The sequence below is a fragment of the Pseudomonas brassicacearum subsp. brassicacearum genome, assembly GCF_008801605.1.
In the GTDB taxonomy this organism is placed as follows: domain Bacteria; phylum Pseudomonadota; class Gammaproteobacteria; order Pseudomonadales; family Pseudomonadaceae; genus Aquipseudomonas; species Aquipseudomonas brassicacearum.
This window is the reverse complement of sequence record NZ_VZPJ01000011.1, coordinates 1-15,327: the sequence shown is the minus strand read 5'-3', so window position 1 is coordinate 15,327 and position 15,327 is coordinate 1. Positions and strand designations below refer to the sequence as shown.

General features: G+C 61.3%; 12 protein-coding genes and 1 pseudogene. 9 read left to right on the top strand and 4 right to left on the bottom strand.

The window, feature by feature from the left end; translation table 11 throughout:
• The first annotated feature begins 105 nt into the window (after positions 1 to 105).
• The 8 genes from hutI (at position 106) to mdoH (ending at position 10,514) form a co-directional block, all read left to right on the top strand.
• Positions 106 to 1,308 (top strand): imidazolonepropionase, encoded by a 1,203-nt coding sequence (gene hutI / locus F7R20_RS22420; RefSeq protein ID WP_003196900.1) that lies wholly within the window; start codon positions 106 to 108, stop codon positions 1,306 to 1,308.
• An 11-nt stretch (positions 1,309 to 1,319) separates the two neighbouring features.
• On the top strand, positions 1,320 to 2,123 hold the full coding sequence (gene hutG, locus F7R20_RS22415; RefSeq protein ID WP_003196902.1) for an N-formylglutamate deformylase: 804 nt from the start codon (positions 1,320 to 1,322) through the stop codon (positions 2,121 to 2,123).
• 298 nt (positions 2,124 to 2,421) lie between these two features.
• Positions 2,422 to 3,369, top strand: a complete 948-nt coding sequence (locus F7R20_RS22405; protein WP_003196904.1) for a choline ABC transporter substrate-binding protein — start codon at positions 2,422 to 2,424, stop codon at positions 3,367 to 3,369.
• Between the two features lie 66 nt (positions 3,370 to 3,435).
• Positions 3,436 to 4,350 carry an alpha/beta hydrolase gene (locus tag F7R20_RS22400; RefSeq protein ID WP_003196907.1) on the top strand — a complete coding sequence of 305 codons (915 nt, stop codon included), beginning with the start codon at positions 3,436 to 3,438 and terminating at the stop codon, positions 4,348 to 4,350.
• Positions 4,351 to 4,455: 105 nt separating this feature from the next.
• Positions 4,456 to 5,427, top strand: coding sequence for a prolyl aminopeptidase (gene pip / locus F7R20_RS22395; protein ID WP_003196909.1), 972 nt, complete (start codon positions 4,456 to 4,458; stop codon positions 5,425 to 5,427).
• Positions 5,424 to 5,861 carry a D-aminoacyl-tRNA deacylase gene (dtd, locus tag F7R20_RS22390; protein WP_003196911.1) on the top strand — a complete coding sequence of 146 codons (438 nt, stop codon included), beginning with the start codon at positions 5,424 to 5,426 and terminating at the stop codon, positions 5,859 to 5,861. Before pip ends, dtd begins: the two co-directional genes overlap by 4 nt.
• 350 nt (positions 5,862 to 6,211) lie before the next feature.
• Positions 6,212 to 7,951 (top strand): glucan biosynthesis protein G, encoded by a 1,740-nt coding sequence (locus tag F7R20_RS22385; protein ID WP_209311659.1) that lies wholly within the window; start codon positions 6,212 to 6,214, stop codon positions 7,949 to 7,951.
• On the top strand, positions 7,944 to 10,514 hold the full coding sequence (gene mdoH, locus F7R20_RS22380) for a glucans biosynthesis glucosyltransferase MdoH (protein ID WP_003196915.1): 2,571 nt from the start codon (positions 7,944 to 7,946) through the stop codon (positions 10,512 to 10,514). The genes F7R20_RS22385 and mdoH overlap by 8 nt, the downstream gene beginning before the upstream one ends.
• Positions 10,515 to 10,602: 88 nt before the next feature.
• Here mdoH and F7R20_RS22375 read toward each other — a convergent pair whose 3' ends face one another.
• On the bottom strand, positions 10,603 to 10,944 hold the full coding sequence (locus F7R20_RS22375; RefSeq protein WP_003196916.1) for a DUF6124 family protein: 342 nt from the start codon (positions 10,942 to 10,944) through the stop codon (positions 10,603 to 10,605).
• 408 nt (positions 10,945 to 11,352) lie between these two features.
• On the opposite strand from F7R20_RS22375, the gene F7R20_RS31710 reads away from it, so the two are divergent.
• Positions 11,353 to 11,553 carry a nucleoid-structuring protein H-NS gene (locus F7R20_RS31710; RefSeq protein WP_155252640.1) on the top strand — a complete coding sequence of 67 codons (201 nt, stop codon included), beginning with the start codon at positions 11,353 to 11,355 and terminating at the stop codon, positions 11,551 to 11,553.
• A gap of 1,568 nt (positions 11,554 to 13,121) precedes the next feature.
• Here F7R20_RS31710 and F7R20_RS32400 read toward each other — a convergent pair.
• From F7R20_RS32400 to F7R20_RS32390, 3 genes and pseudogenes are all read right to left on the bottom strand, one after another.
• Positions 13,122 to 13,985 carry a methyl-accepting chemotaxis protein gene (locus tag F7R20_RS32400; protein WP_373557686.1) on the bottom strand — a complete coding sequence of 288 codons (864 nt, stop codon included), beginning with the start codon at positions 13,983 to 13,985 and terminating at the stop codon, positions 13,122 to 13,124.
• Positions 13,980 to 15,026 (bottom strand): annotated as a pseudogene (locus tag F7R20_RS32395) (methyl-accepting chemotaxis protein); the annotation flags it as partial. The pseudogene F7R20_RS32395 and the gene F7R20_RS32400, both read right to left, overlap by 6 nt.
• A 149-nt stretch (positions 15,027 to 15,175) precedes the next feature.
• A partial coding sequence (locus F7R20_RS32390) for a hypothetical protein (protein ID WP_170291498.1) occupies positions 15,176 to 15,327 on the bottom strand: 152 nt, incomplete at its 5' end.

Below are 15,327 nucleotides of genomic sequence, written 5' to 3'. Positions count from 1 at the left end.
CTCATCGCGAGCGAGCTCGCTCCCACACTTATTTGGGGTACACCCTGACCCTTGTGGGAGCGAGCTTGCTCGCGATTCGATTATGAATGCGACGAGGAAACCGGGATGAAAACCCTCTGGCAAAACTGCCACGCCGCCACCATGGCCCAGGGCGTCTACTCGATCATCGAAGACGCCGCCATCGTTACCCTGGGCGAGCACATCCAATGGATCGGCCCGCGTGCCGAATTGCCGACGGGTGATTACCCGGCGGTCAACGACCTCAAGGGCGCCTGGGTCACCCCGGGGCTGATCGACTGTCACACCCACACGGTATTTGGCGGCAACCGTAGCGGTGAGTTCGAGCAGCGTCTGCAAGGCGTCAGCTATGCCGAGATCGCCGCCGCCGGTGGCGGCATCGCCAGCACCGTGCGCGCCACCCGCGCCGCTAGTGAAGACGAACTGTTCGCCAGCGCCGCCAAACGCCTGGGAAGCCTGATGCGCGACGGCGTGACCACGGTGGAAATCAAATCCGGCTACGGCCTGGACCTGGCCAGCGAGCGCAAGATCCTGCGGGTCATCCGCCGCCTCGGCGCCGAGTTGCCGGTCAGCGTGCGCAGCACCTGCCTGGCGGCCCACGCCTTGCCACCGGAATACAAGGATCGCGCCGACGACTACATCGAGCACATCTGCACCGAGATGCTTCCGGCCCTGGCGGCCGAAGGACTGGTGGATGCGGTGGATGCCTTTTGCGAATACCTGGCGTTTTCCCCGGCGCAGGTCGAGCGGGTGTTTATCACCGCGCAACAACTGGGGCTGCCAGTGAAGCTGCACGCCGAGCAGTTGTCGTCGCTGCACGGTTCAAGCCTGGCGGCGCGTTACCAGGCGCTGTCGGCCGATCACCTGGAATTCATGACCGAGGACGATGCCAAGGCCATGGCCGAATCCGGCACCGTGGCAGTGCTGTTGCCGGGCGCGTTTTATTTCCTGCGCGAAACCCAATTGCCGCCCATGGAAGCCCTGCGCAAGCACGGTGTGAAAATCGCCGTGGCCAGCGACCTCAACCCCGGCACCTCGCCGGCGTTGTCGTTGCGCCTGATGTTGAACATGGCCTGCACCTGTTTCCGGATGACCCCGGAAGAGGCCCTGGCGGGGGCGACGATTCATGCGGCCCAGGCCTTGGGCATGGTGCAAACCCACGGTTCGCTGGAAGCCGGCAAGGTCGCGGATTTTGTCGCCTGGCACATCGACCGCCCGGCCGACCTGGCGTACTGGCTCGGTGGCGATCTGGAAAAACGCGTCGTGCGCCACGGCGTGGAAATCGATTGAGGAGAATGGTTGTGGAGAAGGTCCTGAATTTCAAGCAAGGGCGCGTGCCGCTGTTGATCAGCATGCCTCACGCCGGCCTGCGCCTGACCCCGGCGGTACAGGCCGGGTTGATCCCCGAGGCCCAGAGCCTGCCAGACACCGACTGGCACATCCCAAGGCTCTACGAGTTCGCCGCCGAACTGGGCGCCAGCACCCTGGCCGCGGAGTACTCGCGGTTCGTCGTCGACCTGAACCGCCCCTCCGATGACAAGCCGATGTACGTCGGCGCCACCACCGGTTTGTACCCGGCGACGCTGTTCGATGGCGTGCCGCTGTTTCGCGAAGGGCTGGAACCGTCGGCCGAGGAGCGGGCGATGTATCTGCAACAGGTCTGGATGCCTTACCACCAGGCGCTGCAGCAGGAACTGGCGCGGCTCAAGGCCGAGTTTGGCTATGCCTTGCTGTTCGATGCCCATTCGATCCGTTCGGTGATCCCGCACCTGTTCGACGGCAAGCTGCCGGACTTCAACCTCGGCACGTTCAACGGTGCCAGTTGCGACCCGACCCCGGCCAGCCAGCTCGAAGCCATCTGCGCCCGTCACGGTCAGTTCACTCATGTGCTCAACGGGCGGTTCAAGGGCGGACACATCACCCGGCACTACGGCAACCCGGCCGAAGACATCCACGCGGTGCAACTGGAACTGTGCCAGAGCACCTATATGGAAGAGTTCGAACCGTTCAACTATCGCGCTGATTTGGCGGCGCCGACTCAGGTGGTGCTCAGGGAATTGCTGGAAGGCTTCCTGGCGTGGGGACGGCAGGCTTACAAGAAATAAAGATCTAGCCATGACTTCTGTGGCGAGGGGACTTATCTGTGGGAGCAAAGCTTGCTCGCGATACAGGCGCCGCTGTTTCAGAGAGACCGCGTTGTTTTCATCGCGGGCAAGCCTTGCTCCCAGAGTCTCCCTCGCCACAAGTTTATGTACTCTGGTTCCTTGGAATGGGAACTGTCGCCATTGTGCAAAACCGAGTCGCCACAGTTCATCTTCAGCCCCTCGGCGCTGCGTAATGTTTTGGGCACGGTGCAGCAAGACACCGACCTACAATAATCCGCTGCCGCACGAGACCTTCCCGATGAAAAGACTGTTCAAACGCTGTCTGTCGATCCTCTGCGGTACCACCCTCTTGAGCGTCGGGGCGATGGCCGCCGAGCCGGCGTCGTGCCAGACCGTGCGCATGGGCGTGGTCAACTGGACTGACGTGATCGCCACCAGCGGCATGGCCGATGTGTTGCTCTCCGGGCTGGGCTACGACAGCAAGCAGACCAGCGCCGTGCAGCAGATCATCTTCGCCGGCATCCGCGATAAGCGTCTCGATATTTTCCTGGGCTACTGGAAGCCGGCGATGGACAAGAACATCGCGCCGTTTCTGGCGGCCAACCAAGTGAAGGTATTGGACAAGCCGAGCCTGGCCGACGCCCAGGCCACCCTGGCTGTTCCAGATTACGTGGCGGCGGCGGGGCTCAAGACCTTCGCCGACATTGCCCGGTTCAAGGATCAACTGGGCGGCAAGATCTACGGGATCGAGCCGGGCAGCGGTGCCAACACCACCATCAAGACCCTGATTGAAACCAACCACTTCGGCCTCAAGGACTTCAAGCTGATCGAATCCGGCGAGGCGGGCATGCTGGCCGCGGTGCAACGGGCGGTGAATCGCAAGGAGTTCGTGGTCTTCGTCGGCTGGACCCCACACCCGATGAACATCAACATGAACATCACCTACCTGACCGGCAGCGAGGATGTCTATGGCCCGAACGAAGGCGCCGCGACCGTCTCCACCGTCACCGCGCCGGACTATGCCCAGCGCTGCCCGAACGTGAACCGCTTGCTGGAAAACCTCACTTTCACCGCCGCCCAGGAAAGCCAGTTGATGGTGCCGATCATGGAGCGCAAGACGCCCCAGGACGTCGCCCGGCAATGGTTGCGCGATCATCCCGAGGATTTGCAGAAGTGGCTGGCCGGAGTCACCAGCTTCGACGGCAAGGATGGCGTGGCGGCGGTGCAGGCCAGTCTCAAGAATTGACCTGCCTGGCTGTGGCGGGGTGATTTATCTGTGGTGGCTCCCACATTTCAATAGGTGGTGTTCTTCATGGCCTCATATCCACTCTCAGAACAGATGTCAGCCTTCATCGACAGAACCCTGAGCTTCACCAGCCCGGACGACAGCCTCGCCAGTTCGCGCCAGGCCTACAGCCAAATGTGCCGGGCGTTCACCCCGGCATGCCCGCCAACACTGGCCATCGAGGATTTCGAGTTGGCCGGTGTGGCTGCGCGCGCCTATCACCCACGGGGCGCCGCGCCACCCACCGGCTGGCCGTGCATCCTTTATCTGCACGGCGGTGGTTGGGTGGTGGGGGACCTGGACTCCCATGACTTCATCTGCATGGAGCTGGCGGCTGCCCTTGGTGCGCTGGTGGTGGCGGTGGATTATCGGCTGGCCCCAGAGCATCCGTTTCCAGCCGGGTTGGACGATTGCCTCGCCGTGTGGCGTCATCTGGCAGCCGCGCCCTTTGCCATCGACCCGCGTCGCCGGCTGGTGGTCGGAGACAGTGCCGGCGGCAATCTCGCCGCTGCGTTATGCCTGGCCTTGCGTGATGCCGGGCAAGCGCTGCCCCGGGCCCAGGTGCTGATCTATCCGGCGCTCGGTGGCCTGGCAACGCTACCCTCGCGCCGCGAATGTGCCGACGCGCCGCTGTTGAGCAGCAGCGACCTGGACAGTTATCACACCCTCTACCTGAACGGCGCCCAACCGTCCCTCCTCGCCATGCCGTTGCTCGCCGATCATCTGGACGGTCTTCCACCAGCGCTGATTGTCGTTGCGCAATGGGACCCGCTGCGCGACGACGGTGTCCTTTATAGCGAGCGGCTGAACGCCGCAGGGGTAGCCTCTGTGTTGTACATGGGCGAAGGGTTGGTCCACGGCTGCCTGCGCGGTCGGGGGCAGGTGCCGGAGGTCGATCGGCTGTATCGCACGCTGCTGGCGTACCTGGCTGACATGCTTTGACTGCGCAGGGGACATGCTCATTAAGGTAATTCGGGTTTATGATGCCGGACGGCAGACTAAATAGACGTCCCTACAGGGATGACTCGACCCCTTACGGAGCGCGCAATGCAGACTTTGTACCCGCAGATCAAACCCCATGCCCGGCACGATCTGGCTGTCGATGACACCCACACGCTCTATGTCGATGAAAGCGGTTCCCCGGAAGGCCTGCCGGTGGTGTTCATTCACGGCGGCCCGGGTGCTGGCTGCGATGCACAGAGCCGCCGCTACTTCGATCCGAACCTGTACCGCATCGTCACTTTCGACCAGCGCGGCTGCGGTCGGTCCACCCCCCATGCGAGCCTTGAGAACAACACCACCTGGGATCTGGTCGAAGACCTGGAGCGCATCCGCAAGCACCTGGGTATCGAGAAGTGGGTGCTGTTTGGCGGTTCCTGGGGCTCGACCCTGGCCCTGGCCTACGCCCAGACTCATCCAGAGCGGGTACACGGCTTGATCCTGCGTGGGATCTTTCTCTGCCGCCCGCAGGAAATCGAATGGTTCTACCAGGCCGGCGCCAGTCGCCTGTTCCCCGACTATTGGCAGGACTACATCGCACCGATCCCGTTGGACGAGCGCGACGACCTGCTCAGCGCTTTCCACAAGCGCCTGACCGGCAACGATCAGATCGCCCAGATGCACGCGGCCAAGGCCTGGTCCACCTGGGAAGGTCGCACCGCGACCCTGCGTCCGAACCCACTGGTGGTCGATCGCTTCTCCGAGCCGCAGCGGGCGCTGTCGATCGCCCGGATCGAATGCCACTACTTCACCAACAACGCTTTCCTCGAACCCAACCAGTTGATTCGCGACATGGGCAAGATCGCCCATTTGCCGGGCGTCATCGTGCATGGCCGCTACGACGTCATCTGCCCGCTGGACAATGCCTGGGAGCTGCATCAGAACTGGCCCAACAGCGAACTGCAGGTGATTCGCGACGCTGGTCACGCCGCTTCGGAGCCGGGGATCACCGACGCACTGGTTCGCGCCGCTGCGCAAATGGCCCGGCGCCTGCTCGACCTGCCGCCTGAAGAAGCATGAAGGGGCTGTTGCAACGAGTTCGCTGCGCGCGGGTCGAAGTATCAGGCGAGATCATTGGCGCCGTGGATCAGGGCTTGCTGGTGTTGGTGGCTGTCGAGCCCGGGGATACCCGGGCCAGCGCCGACAAACTCCTGCATAAGCTGCTTAACTATCGAGTGTTCAGCGACGCCGACGGCAAGATGAACCTGTCCCTGGCGGATGTCGGTGGTGGGTTGCTGCTGGTGTCGCAGTTCACCTTGGCGGCCGACACCAAAAGTGGTTTGCGCCCGAGTTTTTCGACAGCCGCACCTCCGGCCCTGGGAGAAGAGTTGTTCAACTATTTGCTCACCCAGGCGAAACAGGTGCATGGCACTGTGGCATCAGGTAGATTCGGCGCCGACATGCAAGTGCATTTGGTCAATGATGGCCCGGTAACCTTCCTGTTACAGGTCTGAAAGCGTTTGAAACATCTTTTCGGGCCTGTTTCGAGGCAAAACTGGGAGTTTTCTCGATAAATACTTTGCTACCCCTGATGCGTTGTCACGCGGGCTACTAGATAATCGCGCGCTACGGGGGATCAGCGTTCGCTGGTCCATTTGACTTAGGTAGAGACTTGTCCTGGACCGTTTGGGGAATCATTTTGTCCCATCGGAGTCGGAACAATGCTCGCCAACTTGGCAAGAGTGGTCCGCAGGAACGGTTTTTCAGTGCCGTTACCGTGCAGATACTTTATCTGGCCGTTGGTTTTTTGATCAGTTTTCGGCGAGGGTTGCTCGTGATTGTTAGTCCCTGTAATGCACCAAAAATGACTGCCAAACGGTTGAGAAGCGCCCTGGTAACGGGCTCGGCTCTGTTGTGCCTGTTCGGCGCGGGCCAACTGTGGGCATTCAGCCTGGATGATGTATCGGCGAAGGCTCAAGAACTGGCCGGGCAAAAATACGAAGCCCCGCGCAGTAATCTGCCGAACGAATTCCGCGAAATGAAATTCGCTGACTATCAAAAAATCCGTTTCCGCACCGAAAAAGCCGAATGGGCCGACCAGAAGACACCGTTCAGGCTGTCCTTCTATCACCAGGGTATGCATTTCGACACCCCGGTGAAGATCAACGAAATCACCGCGACCACCGTCGAAGAGATCAAGTACGACCCGTCGCGCTTTGATTTCGACGATGTGAAATTCGATCCCAAGGCCACTGAACAGCTGGGTTACGCGGGTTTTCGCGTGTTGTACCCGATCAACAAGGCTGACAAGCAGGACGAGATCATGACCATGCTGGGCGCGAGTTATTTCCGCGTCATTGGCAAGGGCCAGACCTACGGTTTGTCCGCCCGCGGCATGGCCATCGACACCGCGTTGCCATCGGGTGAAGAATTCCCGCGCTTTCGCGAGTTCTGGATCCAACGTCCGAAGCCGACCGACAAGCACCTGGTGATCTTCGCCCTGCTGGATTCGCCACGCGCCACTGGCGCTTATCGCCTGACCTTGCGTCCGGGCACCGACACCGTGGTCGACGTGAAGTCGCGCATGTTCCTGCGTGACCGCGTGACCAAGCTGGGTGTGGCTCCATTGACCAGCATGTACCTGTTCGGCGCCAACCAACCGTCCAAAGTGCTGAACTACCGTCGCGAACTGCACGACTCCAGTGGCCTGTCGATCCATGCCGGTAACGGCGAGTGGATCTGGCGTCCGCTGAACAACCCGAAACACCTGGCCGTGAGCAACTTCTCGGTAGAGAACCCGCGTGGTTTCGGCCTGTTGCAACGTGGGCGCGACTTCAGCCATTACGAAGACCTGGACGACCGCTACGACAAGCGTCCAAGTGCCTGGATCGAACCGAAAGGCGATTGGGGCAAGGGCTCCGTGGACCTGGTAGAAATTCCGACCGCCGACGAAACCAACGACAATATCGTTGCCTTCTGGAGCCCGGAAAAACTGCCTGAGCCAGGCCAGCCGCTGGACTTCAGCTATCGCCTGCACTGGACCCTCGACGAAGCCAGCCTGCACTCGCCGGACAGCGCCTGGGTCCAGCAGACCCTGCGTTCCACCGGTGACGTGAAACAGTCCAACCTGATCCGTCAGCCGGACGGCAGCGTGGCCTACCTGGTGGATTTCGAAGGTCCGTCCCTGCAAGCCCTGCCGGAAGACGCCGATGTGCGTAGCCAGGTAAGCGTCGGCGAAAACGGCGAGATCGTCGAGAATAGCGTGCGCTACAACCCTGAAACCAAGGGCTGGCGCTTGACCCTGCGGTTGAAGATCAAGGATTCGAAACAGGCCACCGAAATGCGTGCGGCGCTGGTCCGTCCATTGACGCCTGTCGAAGCCCCGGCCACCGCGCACTCCGTGACCACGACCCTGGCCAAGGCCGACAAAGTCGCCCGCCAGCAGACCGAAAAAGAGCTCGCGAACGAAAAAGCGAAAGACGAAGCCAAGGCCGTCAAGGCGGCAGACGCCGCTGTTGAACCGACCCCAACCCAGCAGGAACCGGAACCGACTGAACAAGTCTTGACCGAGACCTGGAGCTATCAGTTGCCAGCCGATGAGTAATACTTCAGTACAGCCAGAGACGCTCAGCGAGTACCTGGCCCATTTGCCCATGACCGACGAGCAGCGCGCCGAACTGGCGGGCTGCAAGTCCTTCAGCGAATTGCACGAACGCCTGTCGTCTTCGACCTTCGACGAGCCCGCCGAGGCGGCGCAAGCCTCGGTGGGCCGCCGGCTGACCCTGAGCACCGCCGAAGAGCTCGAAGACGCCGAGATGCTGGGGCTCGACACCAGCGGTCGGGTGTGCCTGAAAGCCACGCCGCCGATTCGTCGGACCAAGGTCGTACCGGAGCCATGGCGCACCAATATCCTGGTGCGTGGCTGGCGGCGCCTGACCGGTCGTACCAACCCGCCGAAGCCGCCCAAGGATGAGCGCGTGTTGCCGCATGCACGCTGGCGTACCGTGGGCTCGACCCGTCGCTACATCCTGCTGATATTGATGCTCGGCCAGACCATCGTCGCTGGCTGGTACATGAAAGGCATCATGCCGTACCAGGGCTGGTCGTTCGTGGACCTGGAAGAAGTCCTGCACCAACCGCTGTTGCAGACCGCCACGCAAGTGCTGCCGTATGCGCTGCAAACCAGCATCCTGATTCTGTTCGGGATCCTGTTCTGCTGGGTCTCGGCAGGCTTCTGGACAGCGTTGATGGGCTTTCTCGAATTGCTCACCGGTCACGACAAGTACCGCATTTCCGGTGCCAGCGCCGGCAACGAGCCAATTCCCAAGGACGCCCGCACAGCGCTGGTGATGCCGATCTGCAACGAAGACGTGCCACGGGTATTCGCCGGTTTGCGCGCAACCTTCGAGTCGGTGGCCGCCACCGGTGACCTGGATCGTTTCGACTTCTTCGTGCTCAGCGACAGTAACGAAACCGATATCTGCGTGGCCGAACAACAGGCCTGGCTCGACGTCTGCCGTGAAGCCGGTGGTTTCGGCAAGATCTTCTATCGCCGCCGTCGCCGTCGCGTGAAGCGCAAGAGCGGCAACCTCGACGACTTCTGCCGTCGTTGGGGCAGCGACTACAAGTACATGGTCGTGCTCGACGCCGACAGCGTCATGAGCGGTACGTGCCTGACCAGCCTGGTGCGCCTGATGGAAGCCACGCCGGACGCCGGCATCATCCAGACCGCGCCACGGGCCTCGGGCATGGACACGCTGTATGCGCGCATGCAGCAGTTCGCCACCCGGGTATACGGTCCGCTGTTCACCGCCGGCCTGCACTTCTGGCAGTTGGGTGAATCCCACTACTGGGGCCACAACGCGATCATTCGCATGAAACCGTTCATCGAGCACTGCGCCCTGGCGCCGCTGCCCGGTAAAGGCGCGTTCGCCGGTGCCATCCTGTCCCACGACTTCGTCGAAGCTGCGCTGATGCGCCGTGCCGGCTGGGGCGTGTGGATTGCCTATGACTTGCCGGGCAGCTACGAAGAGCTGCCGCCGAACCTGCTGGACGAACTCAAGCGTGACCGTCGCTGGTGCCACGGTAACCTGATGAACTTCCGGCTGTTCCTGGTCAAGGGCATGCACCCGGTGCACCGTGCGGTGTTCCTGACCGGCGTGATGTCCTACCTGTCGGCGCCACTGTGGTTCTTCTTCCTGGTGCTCTCCACGGCGCTGCTGGCGGTGAACACGTTGATGGAGCCGCAGTACTTCCTCGAGCCGCGCCAGCTCTATCCGTTGTGGCCACAATGGCACCCGGAAAAGGCCATCGCCCTGTTCTCCACCACCATCGTGCTGCTGTTCCTGCCCAAGCTGCTGAGTATCGTGCTGATCTGGGCCAAGGGTGCTAAGGAGTTCGGTGGCAAGTTCAAGGTGACGCTGTCGATGCTCCTGGAGATGTTGTTCTCCATGCTGCTGGCGCCAGTGCGGATGATTTTCCACACCCGTTTCGTGCTCGCCGCATTCCTGGGCTGGGCTGCAACCTGGAACTCGCCACAACGTGACGACGACTCCACGCCGTGGAGCGAAGCGGTCAAGCGCCACGGTCCGCAAACCTTGCTGGGCTTCTTCTGGGCCTTGCTGGTGATCTGGCTGAACCCGAGCTTCCTGTGGTGGCTGGTGCCGATTGTCGGTTCGCTGATGCTGTCGATTCCGGTATCGGTGATTTCCAGCCGCGTGGGCCTGGGCTTGAAGTCCCGTGATGAAAGCCTGTTCCTGATCCCTGAGGAATACGCACCGCCACAGGAACTGCTGTCGACGGATCAGTACACCCATGAAAACCGTTGGCATGCGCTCAAAGACGGTTTCATCCGGGCGGTGGTCGATCCGCAACAGAACGCCTTGGCGTATGCGTTGGCAACCTCGCGTCACGGCAAGGCCGAGCCGATCGAATGGCTGCGGGTCGAACGTGTTCGTCACGCCTTGAAGGCCGGCCCTGCCGGTCTCAGCAACGCCGAGCGACTGGCTCTGCTGAGCGACCCGGTGGCCCTGTCCCGCCTGCATGAGCAGGTCTGGAGCGAGGGTCATCCCGAGTGGCTGGCGGCGTGGCGCGAATCAATCAACGCTGATCCTCATGCACCGTTGTTACCGCTTCAGCCGTTGAGCGCACAGCCTCAAGTGGCCTGATACTGATACGCAAAAGCCCCGCTTCTGAAAGGAAGCGGGGCTTTTTGTTGGGCGCTATTTCAGTAATTGAGCGCTATCCGTGGCGAGGTCAGGACTGTGTATTGACGTTGTCCAGTACCCGATTCGCCAACAAACCACTCAGCTCGATCAGTTGTTGAATACCAAGGGCAATATGGCGTCGCGAGCCTTTCAGGTCGAATGCAAGGTCGCTGACCATGGCATTGGCTGAGGCCAGGTTTTCGCTGAGGTTGGCCAACAGGCTTTCGGTGTCGATGCCGTCGACGACGGTGAAGAGCTGGCCCGGCGGCTGTTTATCTTCGGGGTTGGGTTGTTTGGGCTTCAGGTAGTAATCGAGCGCGCGGTCGGTGGCTTCCTGGAGTTTCTTGGGGTCGGTTTCTGGTTCTGGTGGATTGGGTGTGATCTTGTGCATGGTTGACGCTCCTTGATTGATGGAGCCGCCAGACATCGCTGCTAAACGAAAAGGGTGGCGACTGTGCGCGGGTTAGCAGACCAGGAATCAAGGAACCCGGCGCACCGAAGTGCCCCACGCACAGCCGCCATAAAGCGGACCTGCGTGCCTTGATATTGTGCCGAGCTGCTAAACCCGATCGCTGAACTGACAGCGACCCGCAAACGTTAGAGCCCAGGGCCAAGGCGCACAAGCCGGCGGATTCTGGCGTAGTTGTAGGCAATGGCGCAAGGCTCCGTAGCCTTGGGATGACGGATTGTGGGGCTCAGGTATTTTTGTATGTATATCCGTTATTTAGGTAACGGCTGCTTACGGTTCCGCTCTTACAGCGGCTCACTTTTGAGAAGCGCAAAAGTAAGCAAAACGCTCATGCCCCACCACTCGGCACCTCGCCTAGGCTCGGTGTGCCCTCACTCCGGCATTGCTCCGTGGGCCCGCCGCGAAGGGCCATCCATGGCCCAGCGCGGCTATCCCGGCATCCATGCCGGGATGCCCACTCCACAATGCCTGCGTTCGGCCATCGTGGTTAACGGGGCACCCGAGATCAACGTCCACCGCGAGGCGGCCTAGTAGCCGACCTGGCTCTCCCGGTCGTACACCCATCAGATCTGTTTGAGCCGGACCTGTGGGAGCAAAGCTTGCTCGCGAGGCGGCCTTGCAGCCGGCCTATTTCTTCCGGTCGTACTCCGATCCCATTGTTGGAGCGAGCTTGCTCGCGAAGGCGGCAGCACATTCAGCATGGATGCAAGCAGACCCACCGCCATCGCGAGCAAGCTCGGCTCCCACAGGGATCGGCGGTGGACGCTGATTTTATAAACGACCAAAAACCTATGTGGGAGCGAGCTTGCTCGCGAAGGTGGCGGCACATTCAGCATTGATGCAAGCAGACCACCGCCATCGCGAGCAAGCTCGGCTCCCACAGGGATCGGCGGTGGACACTGATCTTATAAACGACCAAAAACCTATGTGGGAGCGAGCTTGCTCGCGAAGGCGGCAGCACATTCAGCATTGATGCAAGCAGACCACCGCCATCGCGAGCAAGCTCGGCTCCCACAGGGATCGGCGGTGGACACTGATCTTATAAACGACCAAAAACCTATGTGGGAGCGAGCTTGCTCGCGAAGGCGGCAGCACATTCAGCATTGATGCAAGCAGACCACCGCCATCGCGAGCAAGCTCGGCTCCCACAGGGATCGGCGGTGGACACTGATCTTATAAACGACCAAAAACCTATGTGGGAGCGAGCTTGCTCGCGAAGGCGGCGGCACATTCAGCATTGATGCAAGCAGACCCACCGCCATCGCGAGCAAGCTCGGCTCCCACAGGGATCGGCGGTGGACGCTGATTTTATAAACGACCAAAAACCTATGTGGGAGCGGGCTTGCTCGCGAAGGTGGCGGCACATTCAGCATTGATGCAAGCAGACCCACCGCTATCGCGAGCAAGCTTTGCTCCCACAGAGGGAACTGTGCCGAACATAAATTTCTTGCCCACTGAAGATCCAGTGTGGGAGCGGGCTTGCCCGCGAAGAGGCAGGCAGATCCAACATCAATACAAGCTGACCCACCGCTATCGCGAGCAAGCTTTGCTCCCACAGAGGGAACTGTGCCGAACACAAGTTTCTTGCCCACTGAAGATCCAGTGTGGGAGCGGGCTTGCCCGCGAAGAGGCCGGCACATCCAACATCCAGGCAAGCTGACCCGCCGCTTTCGCGAGCAAGCTTTGCTCCCCACAGGGATCGGCGGTGGACGCTGATTTTATAAACGACCAAAAACCTATGTGGGAGCGAGCTTGCTCGCGAAGGCGGTGGGGCAGTCAGTATTGATGTTGCCTGACAGACCGCTATCGCGAGCAAGCTTTGCTCCCACAGATCTAACGGGTGTACGACCGGGAGAGCCAGGTCGGCTGTTAGGCCGCCTCGTGGTGGACGTTGATCTCGGGTGCCCCGTTAACCACGATGGCCGAACGCAGGCATGCCGAGCCTAGGCGAGGCACCGCGTGGTGGGGCAAAAGCGCTTTGGTTACTTTCGACTGGGCCGGCTTCCGGGCTTTTCGAAAGTGACCCGCTGTAAGAGCGGAACCCTAAGCCGCCGTTACCGAAGAAACGGATATTCACACAACCCTAACACCACACCAAGTCAAACCCGGAACCGCCCCACCAACGTCTGCAAATGCACCCCCAACCGCGCCAATTCAGCGCTCGAAGCGGCAGTCTCTTCACTGGACGACGCCGTTTGCTCTGACACATCACGCACATTCAGCACGCTACGGTTGATCTCCTCCGCCACAGCACTCTGCTGCTCCGCCGCAGCGGCGATCTGCTGGTTCATCGCCTGGATCGCCGAGACGGTACGGGTGATGTTTTCCAACGACCCGCCGGCGCGACGGGTCAGCTCGACGCTGCTGTCAGTCAGGCTGCGGCTGTTGTCCAGGGTCGCCGCGACCTGTTCAGTACCCGATTGCAGGCCAAGGATCAGCTCTTCGATTTCTTCGGTGGACTTCTGGGTACGCTGGGCCAGGCTGCGGACTTCATCGGCGACTACCGCAAACCCACGCCCGGCTTCACCGGCCCGGGCTGCCTCGATGGCGGCGTTGAGGGCCAGCAGGTTGGTTTGCTGGGCGACGGACTTGATCACATCCAGCACACTGCCGATCTTGTCGCTTTCTCGCTTCAGCTCGCCCATGGCGGTGGTGGAATTACCCACTTCGAGTGCCAGGCGCTCGATCTGGGCAATCGCTTCGCCGACGACTTTATCGCCCTCGCGTGCCTGGGCATCGGCGGCGGCGGCCGCTTCGGAAGCCTCTTCGGCGTTGCTTGCCACTTCCTGCACCGTGGCGGTCATTTCGTGCATGGCGGTGGCGACCTGGTCGGTTTCCGCTTTCTGGCTGTTGACCCCGGCGCTGGTCTGCTCGGTGACGGACGAGAGCTGTTCGGCGGCGCTGGCGATCTGCGTGACGCCGTCGCTGATGCCACCGATCAATTGCCGTAGACCCACGGTCATGTTCTGCATGGCGCGCTGTAGCTGGCCCAGTTCGTCGCGGCGCTCGGAGGTGAGGTTGTGAGTCAGGTCACCTGCCGCCACACGTTCGGCGATCTTGAGGGTCTGGCCCAGAGGGCCGACGATCTGCCGGGTGATGACCAGGGCAGCGACGACACCGAACAGCAAAGCGAGCACGGCAGCCGCTACCAGGAAGGTCTTGGCCTCGGTTGCGTCACGGTCGCGCACGGCGGTCTGGGAGACGGTCAGTTTTTGGCTGGCATCGATCAATACGTCGCCTTGCTCTGCCATGCGCTTGAGGGCCGCGGCGTTGTCGATCTGGGAGTCGCGGAACTGGCTGACCGCTGAGCGATAGACATTGATCGAGTCGCTGGCCTGTTGCAGGTTGGCTGCATGTTCTTCAGGCAATTGCTCTGGCAAACGTGCGAGAAGTTTGAGGGCATTGTCGACGGCCTCAAGGGCCGGTTGCTGGGCTTCGCTCTTGCCGCTGTAGGTGTAGCCGCGAACCTGATAGCGCGCTTGCTGGACCGCTTTGCTCAGGGTCACGATGCTGTTGAACTGGGCGACGCTGTCGCCTTGCAGCAACGACTTCTCTACTTCAGCGATGCGAGCCACGGCATTGTCTGCACTGGCACCGAGTTTGCTGCGGGCATCTTCTCGGCTGGCGGTGGCGCGGGTCATCTCGGCGAAGGCTTTTTTGTACTCGGCCACGGCGGCCAATTGTTTATCGATCAGGGCTACATCGGCCGGTTGCTCTATCAGTTGGCGGGCGGTCTTCAGCCCGGCGTCGAGCTTGCCAATCAGGTCGTTGACTTGCTGGGGGCCGTTCTCGCCCCGCGAGGTGTCGTAGTTCATGCGTGCCAGGCGCAAGTCCTTGGTCAAATCGTTCAGGCTGGCAATGAACCCCAGCTTGTCGCCACGGCTGATCACGTTACCCAGGCCGGTCCAGCCCGTGAAGGCGATTATCACGGTCAGGAACAGCACCAGGCCGAAGCCGAAACCGAGTTTGCGATTAACGCCTACATTACCTAGCCATCGGAACATGCTGTTACTCCCTGCAGCGCTGAGTTTATGTGCTGGGAGCTATATCGACCGGTTGGAAGGGATCTGTAGAGAATAGATCTCACAGTAGTGGCCACGTCGCGCCCAAGCGGGAGCAATCTCTGGCCACGGGTTTTATACCTGCCCTCTGGTTAGACCTTGAAGCGACCTACCAGCGTCTGCAAATGAACCCCCAACCGTGCCAGTTCGGCGCTGGAGGCGGCGGTTTCTTCGCTGGAGGAGGCGGTTTGTTCGGAGACATCGCGAACGTTCACGACGCTGCGGTTGATCTCTTCGGCCACGG

What these genes read in the sequence shown, in the direction of transcription:
- F7R20_RS22400 (WP_003196907.1), top strand. Translation starts at nt 3,436, where the DNA reads ATGGCCTCATATCCACTCTCAGAACAGATGTCAGCCTTCATCGACAGA.
- F7R20_RS32400 (WP_373557686.1), bottom strand. Translation starts at nt 13,985, where the DNA reads ATGACCGTGGGTCTACGGCAATTGATCGGTGGCATCAGCGACGGCGTC.
- dtd (WP_003196911.1), top strand. Translation starts at nt 5,424, where the DNA reads ATGAAGGGGCTGTTGCAACGAGTTCGCTGCGCGCGGGTCGAAGTATCA.
- F7R20_RS22405 (WP_003196904.1), top strand. Translation starts at nt 2,422, where the DNA reads ATGAAAAGACTGTTCAAACGCTGTCTGTCGATCCTCTGCGGTACCACC.
- mdoH (WP_003196915.1), top strand. Translation starts at nt 7,944, where the DNA reads ATGAGTAATACTTCAGTACAGCCAGAGACGCTCAGCGAGTACCTGGCC.
- F7R20_RS22385 (WP_209311659.1), top strand. Translation starts at nt 6,212, where the DNA reads ATGACTGCCAAACGGTTGAGAAGCGCCCTGGTAACGGGCTCGGCTCTG.
- hutI (WP_003196900.1), top strand. Translation starts at nt 106, where the DNA reads ATGAAAACCCTCTGGCAAAACTGCCACGCCGCCACCATGGCCCAGGGC.
- F7R20_RS22375 (WP_003196916.1), bottom strand. Translation starts at nt 10,944, where the DNA reads ATGCACAAGATCACACCCAATCCACCAGAACCAGAAACCGACCCCAAG.
- pip (WP_003196909.1), top strand. Translation starts at nt 4,456, where the DNA reads ATGCAGACTTTGTACCCGCAGATCAAACCCCATGCCCGGCACGATCTG.
- F7R20_RS31710 (WP_155252640.1), top strand. Translation starts at nt 11,353, where the DNA reads ATGCCCCACCACTCGGCACCTCGCCTAGGCTCGGTGTGCCCTCACTCC.